This window comes from Paenibacillus sp. PvR098 (genome assembly GCF_017833255.1).
Lineage (GTDB): Bacteria > Bacillota > Bacilli > Paenibacillales > NBRC-103111 > Paenibacillus_G.
In genome coordinates, this window is sequence record NZ_JAFIBU010000001.1 from 737,389 (window position 1) to 759,974 (window position 22,586).

The following is a 22,586-nucleotide window of genomic DNA, read 5'->3' on the forward strand; positions in this document are numbered from 1 at the left end:
TGAATGGATGAGGGGATGCAATATGAAAAAAATATTTGCCATTTTACTCACAGTATCCATGGTACTTTTTTTGGCATCGTGCTCTTCCGGTGGCACTCCATCTACTCCGAGCCCCAATGCATCAAACAACAATACGCCAACGCCGGCGAACAATGATAAGAAAATCATCATTAAATTGGGTCATGCACTCACCGAAACGAACTTCAGGCATACGGCGGCGCTGAAATTTAAAGAGCTGGTAGAGCAAAAGTCGAACGGAACAATGGAAGTGCAGGTTTTCTCGGGTGAACAATTAGGCAGTGAATCCGCCATGCTGCAGAGTATTGTGACGAATTCTATTCAGGCGACGCCAGTAGCTACGGGTCTCTTTGCCAAATATAGTCCCAGCATCGGAGTCATCGAATTACCGTATTTGTTCGAGAATTTCGAGCAGGCATGGAAGGTGCTGGATGGTGCTGTCGGTAAAGAGCTGGCCGATCCGTTAATCGGTAAAGGCATACGGATTATCAGCTATTGGGAGAATGGATTTAGACAAATCACGAATAGCAAAAAGCCTATCGAAAAGCCGGAGGATTTAAAAGGGGTTAAAATTCGAACGCCCGAAATACCGGTATCACTGAGCGTTCTTAAAGCAATGGGGGCTAATTCTTTAGGAATGGCGTACAGCGAGCTATACCCTGCTTTGGAACAGCACGTAGTTGATGGACAGGAGAATCCGCTTACGAACATTAATGCGAGCAAGTTTTATGAAGTCCAAAAATATCTTTCTATGACAGGACATCAATACAGCCCGGTGCCTTTTGCCGTTAGTGAAGCCTTCTGGAAAACATTATCTCCGGATCAGCAAAAAATCATATCGGATAGCGGTAAAGAAGCGGGACAAATGATGCGGGAGCTGGTCAAGCAAGATGACATCAAGCTGAAGGCCGAGCTGCAGACCAAGGGAATGCTGATCAATGAACCCGACAAAAAACCGTTTCAGGAAGCCGTTGCTCCGGTCTACAAGGAATATGAAAGCACCTATGGTAAAGAGTTAATTGAAAAAGTTCGAAGCGCTGCCAGACAGTAAGGAATGGGGTTCGCCGCCCCTGGTTTGGGGCGGGTTTCCTTGAAATCTCCAGTCGTTTGGAGGGGGTCTTATATTGTCTCAAGCATCCTTGACCATGGAACCACTTAAAGAGAAGGCTCTGGTTATTCGAAAACAGATCATTACGATGGTGGAGGCTGCTCAGTCCGGACACCCGGGCGCTTCGCTTTCCTCTGTTGAACTCGTAACCGCTCTATATTTTTCGGTAATGAATATCGATCCTTTAAGACCCGATTGGGACAAACGCGACCGGTTTGTATAATCTAAAGGTCATGCTAGCCCAGTTCTATACGCGGCTTTGGCAGAGAGAGGATATTTTCCTAAGGAAGAATTGAGCACATTCCGCCAGATAAACAGCAGACTTCAAGGCCATCCTGACATGAGAAAAACACCTGGTGTTGATATGTCCACCGGATCATTAGGACAGGGATTTGCTAGTTCGGTAGGCATGGCGTTAGGACTTCGAAACAAGGGAATACCGGCATATACTTATGCTCTATTGGGAGATGGAGAATTAAACGAAGGCATCGTTTGGGAGTCTGCCATGATTGCATCCCATTATAAAACAAATCATCTGATAGCGATCGTCGATAAGAATGGAAAGCAAGCAGGCGGTTTCACCAAGGATATCATTCATATGGAAGATGTAATGAAAAAATGGGAGTCTTTCGGTTGAAACGCGATGGAAATCGACGGGCATCATTTTGGGCAAATACTGGCTGGAATAGCTCAGGTTAAAGCGTGCAAAGACAAACCTTCCGTACTGATTGCTAAAACCGTCAAAGGAAAAGGGATTTCCTTCATGGAACGTGGAAACGAATTTTACGGAGAAAAATTAAGCAAAGCCGAAATTCAGTTGGCCAAACAGGAATTGTTGGGCTAAGGAGGGATACCCGCTGGAGAATCCAAGTGCAGCCTATTGTGAGGAGCTTATCCGTTTAGCTGATACACGCTCCGATATTGTACTTATTACCGCAGATTCCTCCGATCCTATAGGACTGGGGCCATTTATCGAAAAGCACCCGGACAAATTTTACGATGTCGGCATTGCGGAACAGGCCATGACCAGTATCGCCGCAGGGTTTGCCAGTCTCGGGTTTACTCCCTTTGTCTCTGCCTTTGCCATGTTTCAAGCCTTACGGGCTGGCGACAATATAAGAAATGGAATTGCTTATCCTTTACTTAATGTGAAAATCGTATCTGCGAATATCAGTGTTCATGTCGGTAAAAACGGGGCGACTCACCACGCGCTTGAAGATATAGCCATCATGAGGTCGATCCCCAATATGACCGTGGTGTCTCCAGCTGATGCGAATTCGACGAGAAGACTGATACGGCAAGTTGCCGAGATGGTGGGTCCAGTCTACGTCAGATTGGATAAAGTCCCTATTCCGGTTGTTTATGGGGAGGATGAACCAGTTAACCTGGGTAAAGGCAAGATTTTGAGGACAGGCAAGGATGTGGCCATATTAGCCACCGGGTCTATGGTCAGTACCGCGGTCGAGGCTTCAAAACAGTTAACTCTGCAAGGAATAACATCTATGGTGATTGATATTCACACGATCAAACCGTTGGATGAGGAAGTAATCATTTCGTGTGCACGGACTAATAAAGCCATAGTCACCGTTGAACCGCATAGTATCATCGGAGGGCTTGGCGGAGCGGTATCGGAGCTGCTAGGCAATACACTGCCGGTACCGATTGAACGAGTCGGCATCAGGGACCGATTTACCGAGTCGGGCTTAGTAAACGATCTGAATCATAAATATGGCCTTACAGTCCAATCCGTTGTCCAAGCGGTAGAAAAGGTGCTTGAACGTAAGAAACAGCATATCAAATAACGGATTTAATCCAAAGGTGGTGTTATCCATGCAAAAAATGTTCAAGCCGATCAGAAATCTTCTTAATCTCGCTATCGTTATCTCACTGACGGCCATGAGTATCCTTGTTTTTGGCAACGCCGTATTGCGCTATGTTTTTGATTCCGGCATTTCCTGGACGGAAGAAATGGCACGATTTTTATTAATTTGGATGACATTTCTCGGAGCCATCGCCGCATTAAAAGATAACCAGCATTTGGGGGTCGATATGTTTGTCAAAAAGCTACCTATGTCGCTTAGAAAAATCGCATTTGTTCTGAGCAACTTGATGGTTCTTTATTGTCTTTGGTTGGTTTTCTTAGGGAGCTGGAATATTACGATACTGAATATCGACAACAGAGCCCCGGCAACCGGAATGCGTCTCTTTCTGGTTTATGGCATTGGTGTGGTTACCAGTATAAGTATGGGAGCTATACTGTTATACAATATATTCCAGGCGTTATTCAAGAAAAATAATGACAGCGATCTCACTTTCACGAGCGATTCGGAAGAATGAACGAGTTCTGTAATCCATAAGTAAAGGGGAGGGCAAGAACGTGACAATAGCCGTATTTGTAGGTTCGCTTCTCGGCGCGATGGCTTTAGGCATACCGATTGCTTTTTCCCTCTTGCTTTGCGGAGTTGCGTTAATGTTTTATCTGGGTACCTTTGATACGTCCATTATTGCGCAAAACCTAATCAATGGCGTAGATAACTTTTCTCTTATGGCGATTCCATTTTTTATTCTTGCAGGGGAACTGATGAATGCGGGCGGGATCTCCAAACGGATTGTAAACCTGGCTTTGTCCTTGGTTGGGCATATTCGCGGCAGCCTCGGGTATGTTGTTATTATCGGGAGTGTTCTGTTTGCCGGACTTTCCGGCTCGGCTGTTGCGGACACGGCTGCACTAGGCGCTATCTTGATCCCGATGATGGTTAAAGCAGGCTACGATCGCAACCGGGCAAGCGGACTGGTTGCAGGGAGCGGTATCATAGCCCCCATTATCCCGCCGAGTATCCCCATGATTTTATATGGGGTAACCGCGAATGTATCGATCACCAAATTATTTCTAGGGGGCATTGCGCCTGGTTTACTGATGGCGGTAGGTTTGGCGGTTTGCTGGTGGTGGCTTTCACGCTCAGGAACCTATCAGGTATATCCACGCAAATCGTTCAAAGAGATTTTCGGGACCTTCCTAGATTCGATCTGGGCTCTCCTATTGCCTATATTTATTATTGTGGGGATGCGCGGAGGGGTTTTCACCATTACGGAATCGGCGGTGATGGCCGCATTCTATGCTTTAGTTGTCGGTTTATTCATTTATCGGGAATTGAAGTTGGAACAGATGTTCGATGTTTTGTTATCGGCAGCCAAAACCACGAGCATAGTTTTGTTCCTTACTGCTGCGGCTATGGTTTCCGCATGGCAAATCACGATCGCGAACATTCCAGCCGAAGTAGCGAGTATGCTGGGACCGTTCATTGAGCATAAAACTCTTCTTTTGCTGATCATTATGGTGATCGTATTTTTGGTTGGTACAGCTATGGATTTGACCCCAACGATTTTAATACTTACACCCGTATTGATGCCTATTATCCATGCGGCGGGAATTGATCCTGTTTATTTTGGCATTCTCTATGTTCTTAACAATTGTATAGGGCTTCTAACACCGCCGGTAGGAACAGTTCTTAATGTGGCTGCTAGTGTAGGGAAGACCAATATGGAAGGGATTATGAAGGGCGTTTGGCCTTTCTTGTGGGTACACGTTGTGATCCTGCTTCTGCTGGTGTTGTTTCCCCAAATTGTTACGGTTCCTTTGGAACTTTTGTATAATAAGTGATTCTAATCAGCGCGCTATTTCATAAGAATAAATTCATCAGATGAGCATATCTATGGGTACAAGAACCATCTAATAGGAGGAATGAACGATGAGTAACAGAGAAACATTAGCGGATATTACGGTTGTAGACGTTGACGTACATGTGAATGATACTCCAAGGGAGCTTGCTCCTTATATCGATATGCCTTGGCGTAAGTCGCTGGAATATTTAGAGGAAGTCCCTTGGAGATATTTATCCATTCCCGGCTATGCGCCTCAGTTTAGAGATAATCTCCCTCTTTGGCCTGGAGGGAATACGATGTTCCGGCAAGTTACGAGTCCAGCTCAAATGAAAGAAGAATTATCCGCCTTTCATATCGACATCGGAGTGTTGTTTCCAGACCACCTCTTGCTGATCAATAATCTGCCTCAAGTGGAATATGCTGCGGCCCTAGCCAGAGCCTATAACGCATATATCGTAGACAAATGGTGCGATAAAGAGCAGGGCTTGAAGGGCTGCATCATTGCATGCTCCCAAGATCCTGAGGACGCAGCAAGGGAGATTGAGAAATATAAGGATGTGGAAGGAATTGTCGGCATATATCTTCCGTGTGCTGGACTCGATGTATTATGGGGTCATAAAAAATATGATCCGATATTCCAAGCTGCCGAATCGGCCGGACTTCCGTTAATTCTTCATGCTGCGACCACCTTGGTACCGCATTTCCCGAATAATGTTCATCAATACGAAACGCTCATAGGACAGTTTGTTTTCCCTCACTGCTTCTCTATGATGGCGAATATGTTGAAAATGATGGAGAAGGGAATACCTGTTCGTTTTCCTAAATTGAAAATTTGTTTTGAAGAAGCGGGAATTTCATGGGTGCCGTTTATGATGATGAGATTAGATAAAGTGTACCTGGAGCAGCGCAGAGAGTGGGGAATCCTGGAGCATCCTCCAAGTCACTATGTCAAAAACTTTTACTATGCTACACAACCGATCGAGGAGCCGGATAAACCTGAGCATTTAAAGCAGATCATCGACATGTTTGAAGGGGAAAATCGTGTGATGTTTGCTTCCGATTGGCCGCACCATGATTTTGACCACCCAAGAGAAGTATTTAACAACCCGGCCTTTACTCCGGAGCTGCGACGTAAGATCATGGGCGAGAATGCGTTGGAATTTTTTAATATCGACAAAACAGGTCGCCGGTTAAACCTTGAAAAGAAAGCCATAGACCAAATCAAGTAAGTGAATGAGGAATGAGGAGGGTGATCGATGGTGGCGGGTGGAGATATTGTAGGGAAAGTAGAGGATTTTCCTAAGGGTTCACATAAAGTGGTCAAGGTGAAAAACAGAGAAATCGGAGTGTTTAATATTGACGGCGAACTGTATGCCCTCCCTAACCTATGTCCGCATCAGGTGGGACCCGTATGTGAAGGGAGAGTATCGGGCACGCTGGCCGCTAATAAAGATACGAATTGGCAAAAGCAATGGATCAAAGACGGCGAAATCATAGCTTGTCCATGGCATGGTCTGGAGTACGAAATTAAAACGGGACAATGTCTGGCTTATCAAGAAATTAAACTTAGAACGTATAAGGTGGAAGTACAGGATGGTTTAGTCCGTTTGGCATAAACAACGGCTGCCAGATCATAAGGGGAAGATTGAAATGGAAGAGATGAAGCTAGAGCGTCTTAAAGTCGTTGAAAGGCCGTTGGAGTATATTGTGGTGTATTCGGAAAATGAACTGGATTGGGTGGCTAAATTCGATAAATCGTGGGTGGAAGCGAAGAGCTGGGCTTATCATATGGTTGAAGTATACAATTCCCGGTTAAGCCAATCGGAATAAGCTTAGCAGCATTTAAGGAATATACCTATAAGGAGAGGTTGAACCATGGCTTCAAAAGTGAGAGTTGCAATTATCGGATTGGGTCGAATTTCAAGAACGCATATTGATGCGATTCAATATTGGCCCGATCTATGCGAGCTTGCCGCAGTGATAGATACGCAGGAACGGCTTGCGGTATCGTTTTCCGAAGAATACGGCGTTCCGTACTACACCTCTGTAGATGAAGCGTTCAAGGATCCTGATATTGATGCCGTAGTGATTTGCTTGCCCCATTTCTTGCACCAGGAGATCGCTGTAAAAGCCGCCGAAGCGGGAAAACATGTTCTAGTGGAAAAAGTGATGGCCAATTCCGTACCCGAAGGCCAAGCCATGGTCGATGCGGCGGAGAGAAACGGCGTGAACCTCATGGTAGCGCAAAGCCGCCGCTTCTTTATCGCCCTGCAGGAGGCCAGGAAGCAGCGCGAAAAAATCGGGAAGATTACCAACCTCTTGTATACTTTCGTTTGTCATTTTGACGTGAATACCGCTCCTGTGTGGTGGCGATCGAAGAAAGCTACGGGCGGACTCGTATATCCGATGCAGGGCTCTCACAGTATTGATTTTACATTATGGATGCTGAACGATCGACGGCCCGTGTCCGTGTTCGCCCAAGGCGCCTCGAACAACCCCGATTTCGAGGGGGATGACGATGTTACAATTATCATCGGCTTTGACGACGGGACTCATGCCACCAGCTTCCTATCCATTAATAACCGGCCTTCTAGACATGAAGGACTGATGATCGGCAAAGAAGGATCCATTTATTTCTCACAAACGGGGGACCATGTCGGCTTGGTAGGTACCGCAGAAACCGACTTGTATGTAAATGGTGAGCTGATCATGACGGGCGAGCCGCTTCCGCACAATTTTGCGGTGCAGATGAAGGAATTCGTGGATTCGATAAGGGAAGAGCGGGAACCAGTGGCATCCGGTAAAGAGATCATGCTACAGCTCAAAGTTATTGAAGCGGCCATGCGATCGGCTGAAGAAAAAAGAGTCATTATGTTGGATGAAATTGAAGTAGCTGCTCATTCATTGGCCAAATAGTAGGCGCATATCAAAGATGACGCACAGGAGGGAAAAGGAATGCTGAAAAAGCTGGTGATTCAACAAATCGCTGCTTATTTTCGCTCGGAGCAGTGGAACAAGACCATAGAAACATTGGAAAAAGGAAGAAAAATACGTCATATGCATGTCTATGCCAATAGTATCCTGTACCCGCATGATATGGCCAAAGTGGTTGAAGGCTATTTCTCAAAGAAAGGCTATACCCTGCAGCGAAAAATCGGATTTTTGGGACATGGAAAAGGGATAACCAATATATATTACATCCATCCGCGACAGGACATGGCTCACTTTGAATTATTCTTAACCTATGATTCCAATGCTGTAATTGAGCCCGCAAATCCTAACAACACAAGAGCCGGGACCAATTTGGAATATTGGGAAGATGATTTTATGGAAAACTATTATTCGAAATATGAATTCAGACAACCTGAAACTCATGAAAAACCGATCATTAGCAGCTACTTTAAATCACAGCATTGGCAGCAAAGCTATGAATTTATGACTTCTGAGGGCACGCACTGTCATGTTCCGGTGAAAACAAGCATTCATCCGGAGACATTGGCACAGTTCGGAAGAGATGCCATAGAGGCCAAAGGCTGGAGCATATCGAAAGTGGATTCCGTTGTATACAGCATGAAAGGCTATGATCAAGGGAAAATCACCTACTTGCTCAGCAGCCCTGAAATGGTATTGGAATTGGACTGGGAGTTTGACGCAGATACGGTGATTGAGCCAAGACATCCCGAATTGATCATCAAGATGACGGAAGAAAATTTCAAGAGCTCCGTTGAAGGCTTAAGCTATTATAGACTGGATCACAACGATATCCGTGAAGTGATTGATCTGATTTAAGTTCGGTTAGGCGGGGCGAGTTTCCGGACTTTTTTATATCCATTTACTCGTAAGCTGAGCAGTTCAATGGACGGAATCAAGGGAGGAAAAAGAGATGACATTGGCTAATGGAGAAGGGTTTACGTCAGCAGAGGGTAAAACGGGTCGATTGATTGCCATTCGATTAGACCGAGGCACGGATTTAGTGCAAGGGGTCATTGACGCTTGTAAGAAATACGGAGTGAGATCCGGGGGAATCACGGCGATGGTCGGCAGCTTGGCAGCCGGCGCTCAGTATAGATTTGTTGCGCTGGATTCAAACGCGATCACCGGGGCGGGCTTTACCGAAATGCAGACGATTGATAGTCCTGTAGAGGTGTTATCCGGTCAAGGCATCATTTGCGAAAAAGGCGACGATTTGTTCATTCATTTACATGCGGTTATGGTGGATATCCATGGGAAAGTCATTGGCGGGCATATTGAAAGAGCCTACAATTGTTATGCATTAAATACGCTGGAGGTCATTGTTCAGGAATTGGACAACGCCGTATTCCGACGGGAGCTTGCTGAGGATACGGGCTATACGGTATCTATGCCGAGACAGCTGTAAGATATATGATTAGAAGCTCAACATGAATGGAAAGGAAGGATCTATGGTGTCTGACGAGACGATTGTGGGAAAAGTGGAGGATTTTCCAAAGGGTTCGCATAAAGTGGTCAAGGTGAGGAATAGAGAAATCGGAGTGTTTAATATCGATGGGGAGCTTTATGCTCTCCCTAATCTTTGTCCCCATCAGGTCGGACCCGTATGTGAAGGCAGAGTATCGGGGACGCTGGCTGCAAATAAAGAAACGAACTGGCAAAAACAATGGATCAAAGATGGCGAAATCATAGCATGTCCTTGGCACGGCCTGGAGTATGAAATTAAAACGGGACAGTGCCTGGCTTATCAAGAAATTAAACTCAAAACCTATAAGGTGGAGGTTCAAGAAGGGCTAGTGAAAATCTTGTAAACAACCATCCGACGAGATATCACGTGACGTGTATGGAATCCTGGATCCGATTGGAGGATGGAGCCTTACACGTCTTTGTGCATATCCTGATCAAACGTGTTGCCTGTACTTATTGAGCTGGTGAAACCATAAGACGCGGGTCTTTTTTCTTCTTATGAACCATAGAATATATTAAAAATTAATTGTGATATTCAGGTCAATAGAAGAGGACGGCCTTGGATCATCCGGCTGCTCTATTGTTTATTGATCTAAACTCATTAGTTTATGTAGAAGTGAGGGATTAGACAATGAATAAGCCAGAGGCCGTTGGCCCTGATTTACATCTGTTGGCACAATCTTGCGTTGTTACCGAGTGTTCGGATGAGATGAAAAAGAGTTTGGGGCTATCGTATGATGCTGAACTCCCGATTGCTGAACCCGGCAGTGAAGCTGAAGTATCCGAGATATTGCGAAACGCACAAGAAAGAGGTCTAGCCGTCATACCTACTGGTCTAGGGAGCCAGCTGTTCATTGGAGAGAATCCGCAGAGGACGGATATTCTGCTGTCTTCAAGACAGCTAACGGGCATTGTAGAACATTCGGTGGGCGACCTTACCATGACGGTGCGGGCCGGGACTCCTTATTCCGAAATTCAGTCGTATCTGAGAGAGCATGGACAATTCATTCCCATCATGCCGCCTACTGCGGATGAATCGACCATTGGCGGACTTATTGGGACAGCCGCAAGCGGTCCCGAAAGAGTACTGTACGGATCCTGGCGGGACAACGTAATCGGTCTAAGAGTGGTATATCCGAATGGGAATATCATTCGCACGGGCGGTAAAGTGGTTAAGAATGTTGCTGGATATGATATGAACAAGCTGTTTGTCGGCTCCCATGGGTCACTCGGCTTCATCAGCGAAGTGACGCTCCGGGTACGCCCTTATCCCAAACATAGAGAAATGATCCTTGCTCACAGTAAACGACTTGAGGATTTAACGGCGCTCGCTGCTTGGGTGCTTGCCTCGGAATGTATTCCCAGCTGGTTGGAGCTGACAAACCGTCCTTCGGAAGGGTTGTATGAACTAGCCATTGGATGCGATGAAGTGGAAAGCGCAGCACGCTATCAGGCTGAGCGGATTCGCCAGCTCGCAAGTGCAATGGATTCACAGGTTGATTATGTCCATCTAATCCATGAGGAAATGGAGCAGTATGGTCTAGAGCACCGAACTGAGTGGAAGCAGACTGCTCCCGACTCATTGCTGCTCAAGGCAGCTTGTCCGATCCCAAGCATGACGGACCTGCTCTCTTTGTTTGAGAGGGAGGCCTCCTCACGCAATGTATCCCTTGACTATACGGCAAGTCTAGGCGTTGGAACTCTTCGCATACGACTGCGCTCGAATGATCCTTCCGCGTTGGTTGAGACGGCCCAGCTCCTCAGACAAAGTTCTGAGCAGCGGGGAGGCTATCTTGTGCTGGAATATGGGGAAGAGTCCCTTAAAAAAGACATTGGCGTTTGGGGCACTATGCAAAGTGGGCTTTCGATCATGAAAGGTATCAAACAAACCATAGATCCGGCTTGCATCTTGAGCCCGGGGCGTTTTGTAGGAGGGTGCTAGGATGAACAATTTCAAGTGGCCGGATCCACCGAGTGTCGATAAATATTCCGTTTGTGTGCACTGTGGACTGTGTCTTCAGGCATGCCCCACCTATCTGGAAACGGGGAATGAGGCACAATCTCCCCGGGGGCGCGTAGATTTAATCAAAGCGGTGTCGGAAGGGAGAATGGCGATCAATGAGTCATTTATCGATCCTGTCTTCCGCTGTCTGGACTGCCGTGCTTGTGAAACGGCTTGTCCTTCCGGTGTGCAGGTGGGGACTCTGATCGAGGAGGCACGCGGTCAAATTCGCCAGGCAGAGCCACTGACAGGCTTCAAAGGAATGGTTAGCAGCGTTTTTCTAAAAGGCATTTTCCCGAATCCGGGTCGGTTGAAAGCTCTGGGCACGCTCACGAGATTGTATCAGAAGTCAGGAATGCGAAAGCTGGTCCGCGGAACCGGAGCCATGAGGCTGCTTCCTAGACATCTGCAGGACATGGAAAGGGTAATGCCGGAGGTGTCTGCCCGTACCTCTCGGGAAGTTCTTCCCCCGCTGGTGCCGGCCATCGGAGAGAAACGTGGTTCCGTAGGGCTGATTTTGGGCTGTGTGATGGATGTTCTCTATGCAGACATCAATCTTGCCACGGCTCGGGTGCTGGCCCGAAACGGTTTTGATGTGATGGTTCCTCAAGCCCAAACCTGCTGCGGGGCGCTTCAGGTGCATGCAGGGGAAAGACCCACGGCAAAGCTAATGGCTAGGCAGAACATTGATGCATTCCTGGAAGCTGGAGTGGATTATATTATTATCAATGCGGCCGGGTGCGGCGCGACGTTGAAAGAGTATGAGGATCTGATGCAGAGCGATCAGGAATATGCCCATAAAGCAGGCCAGTTTGTAGCGAAGGTTCGCGACATCGCGGAATTCCTGGTAGAGGTTGGCTATGAAGCACCAAAGGGAAGAGTAGATGTGAAGGTCACCTATCATGACGCCTGCCATCTAGCTCATGCACAAAAAGTGAGAACGCAGCCGCGTCAGCTCCTCCATTCGATTCCGGGCGTGGAGCTGATTGAAATGAGGGATTCCGATGTATGCTGTGGGTCTGCCGGTATTTATAACCTGACCCATCCGGATATGGCAGAACCCATTTTGGATAAAAAAATGGCTAATGTACCTCCTGAGGCAGAGATCCTTGTCATGGGGAACCCGGGCTGTATGATGCAGATGTCCGTAGGAGTTCACCGGAAGGCGATGGATCAGGAAGTAGTGCATACTATTTCCCTTATGGATCGGGCCTATGAGGCAGAAAAGAGGTCGGGGGCATGAATCAGGAACAATTGGTTGCCGAGCTGAAGAACATCGTTGGTCTCAAAGAAGTCATCCATAAGCCGGATGATCTGATCGCCTATGAATGTGACGGGTTTACAATTGTTAGGGCCCGTCCGAGGGCTGTCGTATTTCCAAACAACACCGATCATGTGGCTGCCGTGGTCAAATTACTGCACAATAACCGGATTCCGTTTATTCCACGCGGTGCCGGAACAGGGCTCTCTGGAGGAGCCACTCCGATTAACGGGGAGGTGTTGATCAGCCTCGTTAAGATGAACCGATTGTTAAGTGTGGACTTCAAAAATCGTACGGCCGTTGTCGAGCCAGGACATGTGAATCTAAAGCTGACGAACGCTATCGCTCATGAAGGGTATTATTATGCGCCGGATCCTTCTAGCGGTATGTCCTGTACCATTGGAGGGAACGTGGGGGAGAACGCAGGCGGACCGCATTGTTTGAAATACGGGGTGACCAGCAATCACGTCCTAGGCGTGGAAATGGTTCTGCCGGACGGGGAAATCGTAACGTTAGGCGGTACCGTTCCGGATATGCCTGGTTATGATGTCACTGGCCTTATTGTTGGTTCTGAAGGAACGATGGGCATTGTCACCAAAATTTTCGTAAGAATTCTCAAGAAGCCGCAGGGTGTCAAAACCATTGTTGCCTTGTACGATTCAGTGGATGACGCGAGCCAAACGGTCTCTGCTATTATTGCGGAAGGGATCATTCCGGGTGCTCTTGAAATGATGGATCGGGTGGCTATAGAAGGGGTCGAAGCGGGAAATTATCCGGTTGGCTACCCTAAGGACCTGGCCGCAGTGCTGATTATTGAATTGGATGGCCTTACCGTCGGAATGGAAGCTATGGCGGAACAGATCGTCGACATCTGTACCCAGTTTCATGTACGGGAAGTTCGAGTGGCTCAGACGGATCAAGAAAGAACGCTTTGGTGGGCAAATCGAAAAACTGCTTTTGGAGCCATGGGCAGAATTTCCCCGGACTACATGGTGCAAGATGGAGTGATCCCCCGCAGCCGTCTTCCGGAAGTGCTGCAGCGCATTTCTGACATTAGTGTGGAATCGGGACTGCGTATTGCGAATGTGTTCCATGCAGGAGACGGAAACCTGCACCCGCTTATTTTGTTCAACGCAGCCAACCCGGGTGAAACGGAGTTGGCCGTAAGGGTGGGCTCAGAAGTGCTGCAGGTTTGTGCCGACGTGGGGGGAAGCATCACGGGCGAGCATGGTGTGGGCATCGAGAAGCAGAGGGATATGATTAAGATTTTCACTCCCGAAGAGATTGCCGCGCAAGTGGAGGTTATGCGGGTGTTCAATCCTCATAATCTGTGCAATCCGGATAAGCTGTTCCCTAAGCCCTCTCGCTGCGTAGAGGTAAAGAGAGCAGCGCATACGCATTAACGGAGTGCGGAGTGCGGCGGTTCGGAGCATATCCGTTGTTTTCAATATGCATACGTGGAGCGGGTGCTGAGGCACCCGCTTTTGTGATTTCATCAGTAATAATTTCAAGATTCATCAATATAGATAAGATGAGCAGGTGATCAAATCATAATATCATGGATTGATCTTGAACTGAATGCGATTACAAAATAATGATTTTTAAGGAGGAATTGTTGTGGAAACCTTATGTGTTCACATGCCTGAACCGCGGAATTTGCAATTAGTCAAAAGAGAGCTTGAGCTTAAGGATGATGAGGTGCTGGTCAAAACATATCAAAGCTCCATATGTGATGCGGATTTACGGGCTTGGCAGGGGTTATTGATTCCCGATGACCTTCCTCCGGATTGTTTCCCTTGGATGGGACATGAAGGCGGAGGCGTCGTTGTCGCTTTGGGCAAAAAGGTAAGGGAATTCGAAGTAGGGGATAAGGTCATGCTGTTTGGTCCGCATAACGGGATGTCGACCCATTTCAAATCCAAGGTTCATAATCTGTTTAAAGCACCGGAAGGATTGGATATGGAAATTGCTTGCTTGGCCGAACCTATTTGCGTTGGAATGTTTGGGGTTTTTGAGAGCGGTGTCAAATTGGGGGATACCGTGGTTGTCGCAGGGCTAAATTTTCAAGGACTGATTGCCGTCGAGGGTCTGAAGAAAAGCGGAGCGGAAAAACTGATCGCAGTGGATTATTCGGATGCTCACCTGGAATTGGCCAAAAACCGGGGTGCGGATGTACTGATTAACACAACAAAAGAAAATGCCATGGAAGCCATCCTTGATTTGACGAATGGACAGGGTGTAGACGTAGCTTATCACTCGTGCGGATACTGGAACCCTCTAACGGAAGATTATTATAACTTGTGTATCGATGTAACAAGAGACGAAGGCATTGTAGCCTCGGTACCCGATATGATGGCGCCGATAAAAGTGAATCTTCACCGGTTCCATCATCATGCCATGGATGTGCGTTTTCCGGCGTTTATGCATCACGGTCCTGAGTTTAGGAAGCAGCGATTTGCCCGGTTAATGAATCCGGTCGTTCAAGGCATGATTGATATCAAATCTTTAATTACAGGAAGCTATCCTTTATCCAAGATTGATGAAGCGATGAAGAAATATAACGAGGATTTGGATCAAGTAAAAATTCTCATTACGCCGGATTCTTAATTGGCAATACAGAAGGAGCGGATAAATATGATTACAAAGGTAAGAATCGCTGTGATAGGATTAGGCAGAATATCCCGCACTCACATCGACGGAATCCAAAGTTGGCCGGAGCACTGTGAGCTTGCTGCCGTTGTAGATATGCAGGAGCATCTTGCAAAGTCTTATTCAGAGGAATACGGTGTTCGATATTATACTTCTACAGAGGAAGCGTTCAAAGACCCTGACATTGATGCCGTTGTTATCTGTCTGCCACATCATTTGCACGAAAAGATCACGACGCAAGCATGCGAAGCGGGTAAGCATGTACTGGTGGAAAAAGTGATGGCTAATTCTATAGCCGAAGGCAAGGCGATGGTAGAGGCAGCCGACAGCAATGGAGTAAAGCTCATGGTCGCCCAGAGCCGACGTTTCTTTATCGCCCTGCAGGAAGCCAGGAAGCAGCGGGCACACATTGGCAGGATCACCAATATGCTTTATACCTTCGCTTGCTATTTCGACGTAAACACGGCTCCGGTGTGGTGGCGCTCCAAAAAAGCCACTGGCGGTCTTGTATACCCGATGCTGGGCTCTCACAGTATTGATTTTACATTATGGATGCTGGATGACAGAAGACCTGTATCTGTATATGCACAGGGAGCCTCAAGCAACCCCGATTTCGAAGGGGATGACGACGTCACCATTATTATCGGATTCGACGATGGGACGCATGCTACGAATTTCCTATCCATTAATAATAAGCAATCGAGACATGAAGGGCTAATGATTGGCTCCGAAGGTTCCATCTATTTTACGCAAGCGGGGGATCATATCGGATTTATAGGCACGGCAGAAACCGACCTCTATGTCAATGGGGAGCTGATCATGACCGGCGAGCCGCTTCCTCACAATTTTGCAGTGCAAATGAAAGAATTCGTGGATTCCATTCGTGAAGACAGAGAACCGATCGCGTCCGGGAAAGAGATCCTGCTGCAGCTCAAGCTGATTGAAGCCGCCCAACGCTCAGCGGAAGAAAAGAGAGTCATCATGCTGGATTAACCGTAGTACATATTGTCTGCGGTATAACCTGTAAAACAAAGAAGTGTAGGTCAGGTGATGCCGGGCCTACACTTCGTTAAGAGGAGCTGAGAAGTGGAGCCATTGGATTGAATAGAAAAAGGGTACGGGCAAGGTGATCGTTATTTAAAATTGTAACCGCTTACAGTTTTTAGATAAGGCCGATGGTAGTGAGTCTAAATATAAGTAAAGTGGGAGGGTCAAGAATAATGAAACTATTGAAACGAAATGTCTTTATCTCATTAGTTCTGGTCTTGCTTGCTGGCTGTGGTTCAAACCCGTCGCAAGGTGACGTCAAAACCGATAATGGCACAAGCAATAATGTCCAAACCAAGAAGCTCACATTTGCCCTAGATCAGTCGCCTTCCGATAGCTGGAGTCAAGCAACAAGGAAATTTGCTGATTTGGTAAAAGAAAAGACGCAGGGCAGCATTACGATTCAAGTTCATGATTCAGGTACCCTCGGAGCACAACGTCAGGCATTAGAAGGAATTCTAGCCGGTACCATTCATGGTACCGTGACTCTGGAACCTGTCTCGTATTGGGTAGAGGACATTGGTATATATGGAATTCCATATCTGTTTAGGGATCAAAGCCATCTTGATCAATTTTTGGCGAGCAAGTCTGGTGATGAATTACATCAAAAAATGACGGATGCGGGATTTCGCCCGATGACCTACTTTAAGCGGCCTCCAAGACATATAACGAGCAATAAACCCATTAACACATTAGCAGATTTAAAAGGATTGAAAATAAGAGTTCCGGAAACACCGACAGCTCCGCCTGCGTTTAAAGCGATGGGGGCAGCGCCTGTAGCCATGCCTTTCTCTGAAGTGTACTCCGCGTTGGATACGCATGTTATCGATGGACAAGAAAATCCTTTGCCTACAACATTTTCCAATAAATTTCAGGAGGTTCAAAAGTACGTTGCCCTGACAGGTCACCAATATCAGGTTGCTTATCTTGTGCTGAGTGACAAGATATATGCCTCCTTAACAGATGCGGAGAAGAAGGCTATAGACGAGGCGGCCAAAGAGGCTCAGCAGTTCGAAAGTGAAACGGTAGATAAAAACATGAAAACGATAGAAGCGGATATGATTAAAGCGGGAGTCACCTTCACGAAACCGGATACGAAACCATTTGCTGAAGCGGCACAAACGGCCTATTCAGGCTATAGCAAGCTCATGCAGGACTGGATACAAAAAATTCAAAGTCTAAACTAATTCCATATAGAGAGTCTTCCTGATCAAGTGTCGGGAAGACTCCTATAACAAAGCGGGGAACCGATATGCAGAAAATAGTTAAGATCTTTGACCATATATTCAAAGGCATAATGGTTGCTTCAATTAGTACTATGGTGATTCTGGTATTTGCAAATGTTGTTCTTCGTTACGTATTTAGCTCCGGAATCATTTCTTCCGAGGAGTTATCGCGCTTTTTATTCGTTTGGTTGACTTTTATAGGGGCTGTCGCTGCATTTAAAGATAATGAACACTTGGGTGTAGATACATTGGTTAAGCGACTGCCCATAAAAATCAGAAAAATGGTGTATATCGTCAGCAGCTTGCTAATGATGTTAGCATGCGGTCTCATCTTGGAAGGCAGCTGGAAATTGACGATGATTAATCTTCATAGTAAAGCACCGGCTACGGGATTGCCGCTTTCCTTTATATATGTTACAGGTATTCTGATGAGTGTGGCGATTTTATTGATGCTGATGATCAATCTTTATCGATTAGTGTTTAACAAAATCAAAGCAGAGGATTTCAACTTAGTAAAAGAATCTGAAGAGCTGTTGGAATTTCATCAGGAACAAAAGGGAAAGGAGGGTAAACCATGATGATCGGGGTATTTATTGGTTCTCTACTTGGTACCATGGCGCTTGGCATGCCGATTGCTTTTGCTTTGTTATTAAGCGGCGTTGGTTTAATGCTTTACCTTGATATTTTTGACAGTCAAATTATCGCGCAAAATCTCATTATTGGGGCAGATAATTTTCCTCTCATGGCGATTCCTTTTTTCCTTCTGGCCGGGGAGCTGATGAATGCCGGGGGGCTGTCTCATCGAATCGTATCCATGGCAATGTCATTGGTTGGTCACATTCGAGGGGGACTTGGATACGTAGCTATTATTGCCGGAATACTGTTTGCAAGCTTGTCGGGATCAGCTATCGCAGATACGGCGGCTTTGGGAGCTATTTTGATTCCTATGATGGTGAAGAACGGATATGATATCAAACGCTCTAGCGGATTGATTGCGTCGGCTGGAATCATTGCACCCGTGATCCCGCCAAGTATTGGTTTCATCATGTTCGGTGTCATCGGCGGTGTGTCGATTACCAAGCTTTTTTTGGCGGGGATTGTACCAGGTCTTCTCATGGGATTAGGACTGACGATCACATGGGCCATTATGGCTCGCAAGGATAAATTAAAGGTTCAACCTCGTAAAACGGCCAAAGAAATATTTGTTGAATTCAGACAAGGGATTTGGGCGCTTTTCTTACCGGTGATTATTATCGGCGGTCTTAGAGGAGGTGTGTTCACTCCGACAGAAGCGGCTGTCGTGGCTGCCGTCTATGCTTTATTTGTTGGACTAGTCATTTATCGCGGACTGAAAATAAAAGATTTATACCATGTGCTGATAAGGGCAGCCAAGACGACAAGTGTAGTGATGTTTCTGGTATGTGCGGCTCTGGTATCCTCATGGTTGATGACAATTGCGAATTTGCCTGCCGCAGTGGTTCATCTGTTAGACCCTTTTATGGATAACCCCCTGCTGCTTCTGGTCATGATTAACATTTTAGTTATATTGATCGGAACCGCAATGGATATGACGCCTACCATTCTGATTTTAACGCCTGTATTATTGCCGGTGATTGAACAGGCAGGCATTGATCCCGTTTATTTCGGTGTCTTGTTCATTATAAACAATGCCATTGGATTATTAACGCCGCCTGTTGGAACCGTATTGAACGTGATGGCCGGGGTGAGTAAAATCAGCATGGAGGATATTATGAAAGGGGTCTGGCCGTTTCTGCTTGTAGAAATCCTAGTATTGATTTTGCTGATTTTATTCCCGTCACTTGTACTCGTACCCCTTGAATGGTTCTCCTAATGGCGTTAGCGTGCCAAGAATCTGACGTCCACGGCACCTGAGCCCTGCGTGTTTTGGTTAGCCCCAAGACTGAGAGCTCGCCGCTTTAATAACCTTTTGACTTGATTAGGGGTTAATGAACGATGTTTCTGTAACAGCTGCGCAGCAGTTCCTGCGACAATAGGGGTTGACATACTCGTACCCGATAACGTGAAGTACCATCGGCCTTTTCTTGAGCTTTTCTCGGTCTGATCCAGTGCCGAGCCCGGCGCTCGCAAAGAGATGATGGTTGTTCCAGGTGCCACGAGATCGGGTTTCACAACGCCATCTATTGTCGGACCACGACTGGAAAAGCGTGCGATTCGGTCATCCGAAACTTTGGTGCTCCCTCGGTCGTTACTTGCGCCTACCGTAATTCCTAAAGGGCTGATCCCTGGGGAAGAAATCGTTCTCCGGCCTGGACCTGAATTACCTGCGGAAGTAACGACAGCCAATCCTTGTTTCCATGCTTTTTCGACGGCCTGGCACAACGGATCCCTTTTGGAAGGGACGCTCGCTGAGCCGCCTAAGGAAAGGGAAAGGATACGAATGCCAAGGCGCTTTTTGTTCTTCACGCACCAATCGATACCCCGGATAGTAGTTGAATCGGTGCCAATTCCATCTCGATCCAATACTTTGATACCTACTAGCTTGGCTTTCGGTGCGGGTCCTTTGTATTTCCCTTTCGAGCTGAGGCCGTTACCCGCCGCATCGCCAGCGCAATGAGTCCCGTGACCATTATCGTCGTAAGGGCGCTTGCGGTTGTTAATGAAATCTTTGAAAGCGACGATTCGATTAATTGGCTTTGTTAAATCAGGATGGGGGTATATGCCTGTATCCAAGATGGCAATGGTTACCCCCGATCCAGTCCATCCGGATGCTTGTGCTGCTGAGGCTCCGATAGCAGGAGTGGCCACATTAAGGTGAATTCGATTTTTCCGGTCCCTGTAAACATAACTCACTTGTTTGCAACTGCATAACCTGCCAATACAATCGGCTGGCACCTTTACGGCTATCGAACGAATTAAGCCCAAACGGACATGATTTTTCAACTGATAAGGGTGCATATATTTTTTCAAAGCTTGCAGCTGTTTTTTTTGATTTTTCCCCTTAAATTGAACAATCACTTGAACCAAGGGGATACGGCGTTTCCAGTGATGGGCCGGTTTTAACATTCGCCGCAAATCGGGGTCCATTTTCTGATTGTTACTCAATCGCAGCACCTCTTTCAATTTATACAACAGCTTATGGGTGATGTACGGTTTGAGCTTGGAGAGCCGCCTATAACATTAGGAAAAAAATTAAAACCTGAAATTCTCCGCTAAAACAAAAAAGGAGGCATAGCCTCCAAGTCTTCCTCATTTCTAGTATTTTGAATCTATTATTTACGCTTTGTTACCGAAAGTCCCCGTGCTCGTATGAAAGTCCAACGTTGTCCGCCGAATCCCCCTGTTTGAGCAAGCTGTCGAAGGCTCAGTACCCCGTTATTGTTAATAAAAACTTCCACCGTCAGGGTGCCACTGTTTAAAGTAACGCCACGGGGCACGTCAGCCCACTGGCCTGATATAACGTCTCCGGTTCGAGTGGCGCGGTATACATTGGTAAAAACAGCACCGTTTCCTCGGCCGCTAAGCCCCGCCCAGAATATACGTCTGCCAATTTGCCTGATGTAATAACGACCCCCGTCACTGCAATTCCAGACTCCGGTAATGTTGGACAATTGAGCTGCCTGGACAGGCTTTGCTGCACGGACTGACTTCATGTTACGAACAATCTGCTTCGCCATTTTCAACACACAACCTTTCGTTAGTGATGATTCATTCTATGCTGTTTTGGTTACTGATGAATGGGGATGAACCTGTTACTAGTAAAAAAAGGTAGATACCTAATAGATTCTAGACTTAGCCGCGTTTTATATAGAGTAATCATAATGTTTGAAGATCGAAGCTACGGTAATAATAGAAGGATTGGAAGGTATAGACCGTAGATTAAATACCGTGGAAAAGGAAACTTGATCATAATGAAAGCATCTTTACTCCGTGAACCGAAGCATCGTAAATTGCTGTTCAGCGCTGGACTTAGCTGGCTGTTCGATGCGATGGATGTGGGAATGATCTCGTTCATCGTTGCCGCTTTGGCTGTTGAATGGAATCTGGCTGCACAGCAGATTGGGCTGCTGACGGCCATCAATTCGGTCGGAATGGCCGTTGGAGCGGCTATCGCGGGATTGCTTGCGGACCGTTATGGACGCCGGTCTGTGCTGATCTGGACGCTTCTTATTTTCTCTGCCGCTAGCGGGTTGTCCGCTTTGGCCACCAGCTTTGTTGTACTGTGTGTACTGCGTTTTGTAGCCGGGTTGGGCTTGGGCGGGGAGCTGCCGGTTGCCTCGACACTCGTATCTGAATCCGTACCAGTCCAAGAAAGGGGGCGCGCGGTTGTTCTGCTTGAAAGCTTCTGGGCCGGCGGGTGGCTTGTCGCGGCGTTGATCGCCTATTTCGTTATACCGGATTACGGCTGGAGGACAGCTTTTATTATCGGTGCGCTGCCGGCTTTCTATGCTCTCTACCTCCGGCGGGCCATCCAGGATTCTCCTCGTTATATCGGTCAGCAAAGCAGGAAGCTGACGTTTATGGAGCGGGTGGCATCCGTATGGTCGGCGAAGCACCGCAAGTCTACCATTACACTCTGGATTGTATGGTTTACCTTAGTATTTTCTTATTACGGCATTTTCCTGTGGCTTCCGACTGTCATGATATGGAAGGGATTTGACCTTGTGAAAAGCTTTCAATATGTCATGATCATGACTCTTGCACAGCTGCCCGGATATTTTACGGCTGCTTACTTTATCGAAAAATACGGCCGGAAGTTTGTGCTCGTTACCTATCTTCTCTTAACGGCAGCAAGTGCAGTTTGGTTTGGCAATGCCGAAACGGAGGGGATGCTGATTGCGGCAGGAGTGAGCCTCTCCTTTTTTAACCTTGGTGCCTGGGGAGGGATTTATGCATACACTCCAGAGCTGTACCCGACTTCGGTCCGCTCTACCGGGGTTGGACTTGCCACATCCTTCGGAAGGATCGGCGGCATCATCGGACCCTACCTTGTAGGCATTCTGGCGGCACAGGGAACCCCAATCACAACGATATTTTTGGTATTCTTCGTTTCGATAGTCATCGGAGCACTAGCTGTACTGTTCTTTGGTATAGAAACAAAGGGGACGGATCCGGATCAAAACGCAGATGATCGGTTAACCGAATTAAACTAAGGGGTTCAAGATTCGTTTCGAATAAGATAAAATAACGAAGAAG

22 protein-coding genes and 1 pseudogene are annotated in these 22,586 nt (G+C 46.9%); 21 read left to right on the top strand and 2 right to left on the bottom strand.

Annotated features, from left to right (window positions below; translation table 11 throughout):
* Positions 1-22 precede the first annotated feature (22 nt).
* The 20 genes and pseudogenes from JOE45_RS03640 (at position 23) to JOE45_RS03745 (ending at position 19,263) form a co-directional block, all read left to right on the top strand.
* Positions 23-1,069 carry a TRAP transporter substrate-binding protein gene (locus JOE45_RS03640; protein ID WP_210021482.1) on the top strand — a complete coding sequence of 349 codons (1,047 nt, stop codon included), beginning with the start codon at positions 23-25 and terminating at the stop codon, positions 1,067-1,069.
* Positions 1,070-1,163: 94 nt separating this feature from the next.
* Positions 1,164-1,970 (top strand): annotated as a pseudogene (locus tag JOE45_RS23330) (transketolase).
* Between the two features lie 13 nt (positions 1,971-1,983).
* The gene (locus JOE45_RS03660; RefSeq protein ID WP_245247179.1) at positions 1,984-2,928 is read left to right on the top strand and encodes a transketolase family protein; all 945 of its coding nucleotides are present in this window, start codon (positions 1,984-1,986) and stop codon (positions 2,926-2,928) included.
* 28 nt (positions 2,929-2,956) lie between these two features.
* Entirely contained in the window at positions 2,957-3,463 is a 507-nt protein-coding gene (locus JOE45_RS03665; protein ID WP_245246568.1) for a TRAP transporter small permease, read from the top strand.
* Between the two features lie 40 nt (positions 3,464-3,503).
* Positions 3,504-4,787, top strand: coding sequence for a TRAP transporter large permease (locus tag JOE45_RS03670; protein WP_210021477.1), 1,284 nt, complete (start codon positions 3,504-3,506; stop codon positions 4,785-4,787).
* Positions 4,788-4,875: 88 nt separating this feature from the next.
* Entirely contained in the window at positions 4,876-6,018 is a 1,143-nt protein-coding gene (locus JOE45_RS03675; protein WP_210021476.1) for an amidohydrolase family protein, read from the top strand.
* 27 nt (positions 6,019-6,045) lie between these two features.
* Complete coding sequence (locus tag JOE45_RS03680; RefSeq protein WP_210021475.1) at positions 6,046-6,405, top strand: Rieske (2Fe-2S) protein; 360 nt, start codon at positions 6,046-6,048, stop codon at positions 6,403-6,405.
* Between the two features lie 34 nt (positions 6,406-6,439).
* Positions 6,440-6,619, top strand: a complete 180-nt coding sequence (locus JOE45_RS03685) for a hypothetical protein (RefSeq protein WP_210021474.1) — start codon at positions 6,440-6,442, stop codon at positions 6,617-6,619.
* A 45-nt stretch (positions 6,620-6,664) separates the two neighbouring features.
* A complete protein-coding gene (locus JOE45_RS03690) occupies positions 6,665-7,705 on the top strand; it encodes a Gfo/Idh/MocA family protein (RefSeq protein ID WP_210021473.1) in 1,041 nt (346 codons plus the stop codon).
* 39 nt (positions 7,706-7,744) lie between these two features.
* Positions 7,745-8,578, top strand: a complete 834-nt coding sequence (locus tag JOE45_RS03695; protein WP_210021472.1) for a hypothetical protein — start codon at positions 7,745-7,747, stop codon at positions 8,576-8,578.
* Positions 8,579-8,672: 94 nt separating this feature from the next.
* On the top strand, positions 8,673-9,167 hold the full coding sequence (locus JOE45_RS03700; RefSeq protein ID WP_210021471.1) for a PPC domain-containing DNA-binding protein: 495 nt from the start codon (positions 8,673-8,675) through the stop codon (positions 9,165-9,167).
* Between the two features lie 22 nt (positions 9,168-9,189).
* Positions 9,190-9,570, top strand: coding sequence for a Rieske (2Fe-2S) protein (locus JOE45_RS03705; protein WP_210021470.1), 381 nt, complete (start codon positions 9,190-9,192; stop codon positions 9,568-9,570).
* A 287-nt stretch (positions 9,571-9,857) separates the two neighbouring features.
* Positions 9,858-11,168, top strand: coding sequence for an FAD-binding oxidoreductase (locus JOE45_RS03710; RefSeq protein WP_210021469.1), 1,311 nt, complete (start codon positions 9,858-9,860; stop codon positions 11,166-11,168).
* Between the two features lies 1 nt (position 11,169).
* Positions 11,170-12,471: a (Fe-S)-binding protein gene (locus JOE45_RS03715; protein ID WP_210021468.1), complete on the top strand. Its 1,302-nt coding sequence runs from the start codon at positions 11,170-11,172 to the stop codon at positions 12,469-12,471.
* Positions 12,468-13,892 (top strand): FAD-binding oxidoreductase, encoded by a 1,425-nt coding sequence (locus JOE45_RS03720; protein WP_210021467.1) that lies wholly within the window; start codon positions 12,468-12,470, stop codon positions 13,890-13,892. The genes JOE45_RS03715 and JOE45_RS03720 overlap by 4 nt, the downstream gene beginning before the upstream one ends.
* A 214-nt stretch (positions 13,893-14,106) precedes the next feature.
* Positions 14,107-15,096, top strand: coding sequence for a zinc-dependent alcohol dehydrogenase (locus tag JOE45_RS03725; RefSeq protein WP_210021466.1), 990 nt, complete (start codon positions 14,107-14,109; stop codon positions 15,094-15,096).
* A 27-nt stretch (positions 15,097-15,123) separates the two neighbouring features.
* Positions 15,124-16,131, top strand: a complete 1,008-nt coding sequence (locus JOE45_RS03730; protein ID WP_210021465.1) for a Gfo/Idh/MocA family protein — start codon at positions 15,124-15,126, stop codon at positions 16,129-16,131.
* A gap of 227 nt (positions 16,132-16,358) precedes the next feature.
* Positions 16,359-17,372, top strand: coding sequence for a TRAP transporter substrate-binding protein (locus tag JOE45_RS03735; protein WP_210021464.1), 1,014 nt, complete (start codon positions 16,359-16,361; stop codon positions 17,370-17,372).
* A gap of 65 nt (positions 17,373-17,437) precedes the next feature.
* Positions 17,438-17,989 carry a TRAP transporter small permease gene (locus JOE45_RS03740; protein ID WP_210021463.1) on the top strand — a complete coding sequence of 184 codons (552 nt, stop codon included), beginning with the start codon at positions 17,438-17,440 and terminating at the stop codon, positions 17,987-17,989.
* A complete protein-coding gene (locus JOE45_RS03745) occupies positions 17,986-19,263 on the top strand; it encodes a TRAP transporter large permease subunit (RefSeq protein WP_210021462.1) in 1,278 nt (425 codons plus the stop codon). Before JOE45_RS03740 ends, JOE45_RS03745 begins: the two co-directional genes overlap by 4 nt.
* Before the next feature lie 5 nt (positions 19,264-19,268).
* Here the strand turns inward: JOE45_RS03745 and JOE45_RS03750 are convergent, their stop codons facing one another.
* On the bottom strand, positions 19,269-20,495 hold the full coding sequence (locus tag JOE45_RS03750; RefSeq protein ID WP_245246571.1) for a S8 family peptidase: 1,227 nt from the start codon (positions 20,493-20,495) through the stop codon (positions 19,269-19,271).
* Between the two features lie 167 nt (positions 20,496-20,662).
* Positions 20,663-21,067: a hypothetical protein gene (locus JOE45_RS03755; protein ID WP_210021461.1), complete on the bottom strand. Its 405-nt coding sequence runs from the start codon at positions 21,065-21,067 to the stop codon at positions 20,663-20,665.
* A gap of 234 nt (positions 21,068-21,301) precedes the next feature.
* Here JOE45_RS03755 and JOE45_RS03760 point away from each other — a divergent pair, with 234 nt between their 5' ends.
* Positions 21,302-22,543 carry an MFS transporter gene (locus JOE45_RS03760; protein WP_210021460.1) on the top strand — a complete coding sequence of 414 codons (1,242 nt, stop codon included), beginning with the start codon at positions 21,302-21,304 and terminating at the stop codon, positions 22,541-22,543.
* Positions 22,544-22,586 lie beyond the last annotated feature (43 nt).

Bases quoted from the DNA above. Each gene is read 5' to 3' on its own strand.
- JOE45_RS03735 (WP_210021464.1), top strand. From the start codon at position 16,359: ATGAAACTATTGAAACGAAATGTCTTTATCTCATTAGTTCTGGTCTTG.
- JOE45_RS03755 (WP_210021461.1), bottom strand. From the start codon at position 21,067: ATGGCGAAGCAGATTGTTCGTAACATGAAGTCAGTCCGTGCAGCAAAG.
- JOE45_RS03760 (WP_210021460.1), top strand. From the start codon at position 21,302: ATGAAAGCATCTTTACTCCGTGAACCGAAGCATCGTAAATTGCTGTTC.
- JOE45_RS03720 (WP_210021467.1), top strand. From the start codon at position 12,468: ATGAATCAGGAACAATTGGTTGCCGAGCTGAAGAACATCGTTGGTCTC.
- JOE45_RS03700 (WP_210021471.1), top strand. From the start codon at position 8,673: ATGACATTGGCTAATGGAGAAGGGTTTACGTCAGCAGAGGGTAAAACG.
- JOE45_RS03665 (WP_245246568.1), top strand. From the start codon at position 2,957: ATGCAAAAAATGTTCAAGCCGATCAGAAATCTTCTTAATCTCGCTATC.
- JOE45_RS03685 (WP_210021474.1), top strand. From the start codon at position 6,440: ATGGAAGAGATGAAGCTAGAGCGTCTTAAAGTCGTTGAAAGGCCGTTG.
- JOE45_RS03745 (WP_210021462.1), top strand. From the start codon at position 17,986: ATGATGATCGGGGTATTTATTGGTTCTCTACTTGGTACCATGGCGCTT.
- JOE45_RS03710 (WP_210021469.1), top strand. From the start codon at position 9,858: ATGAATAAGCCAGAGGCCGTTGGCCCTGATTTACATCTGTTGGCACAA.
- JOE45_RS03690 (WP_210021473.1), top strand. From the start codon at position 6,665: ATGGCTTCAAAAGTGAGAGTTGCAATTATCGGATTGGGTCGAATTTCA.
- JOE45_RS03675 (WP_210021476.1), top strand. From the start codon at position 4,876: ATGAGTAACAGAGAAACATTAGCGGATATTACGGTTGTAGACGTTGAC.
- JOE45_RS03705 (WP_210021470.1), top strand. From the start codon at position 9,190: ATGAATGGAAAGGAAGGATCTATGGTGTCTGACGAGACGATTGTGGGA.
- JOE45_RS03680 (WP_210021475.1), top strand. From the start codon at position 6,046: ATGGTGGCGGGTGGAGATATTGTAGGGAAAGTAGAGGATTTTCCTAAG.
- JOE45_RS03715 (WP_210021468.1), top strand. From the start codon at position 11,170: ATGAACAATTTCAAGTGGCCGGATCCACCGAGTGTCGATAAATATTCC.
- JOE45_RS03640 (WP_210021482.1), top strand. From the start codon at position 23: ATGAAAAAAATATTTGCCATTTTACTCACAGTATCCATGGTACTTTTT.
- JOE45_RS03730 (WP_210021465.1), top strand. From the start codon at position 15,124: ATGATTACAAAGGTAAGAATCGCTGTGATAGGATTAGGCAGAATATCC.
- JOE45_RS03740 (WP_210021463.1), top strand. From the start codon at position 17,438: ATGCAGAAAATAGTTAAGATCTTTGACCATATATTCAAAGGCATAATG.
- JOE45_RS03695 (WP_210021472.1), top strand. From the start codon at position 7,745: ATGCTGAAAAAGCTGGTGATTCAACAAATCGCTGCTTATTTTCGCTCG.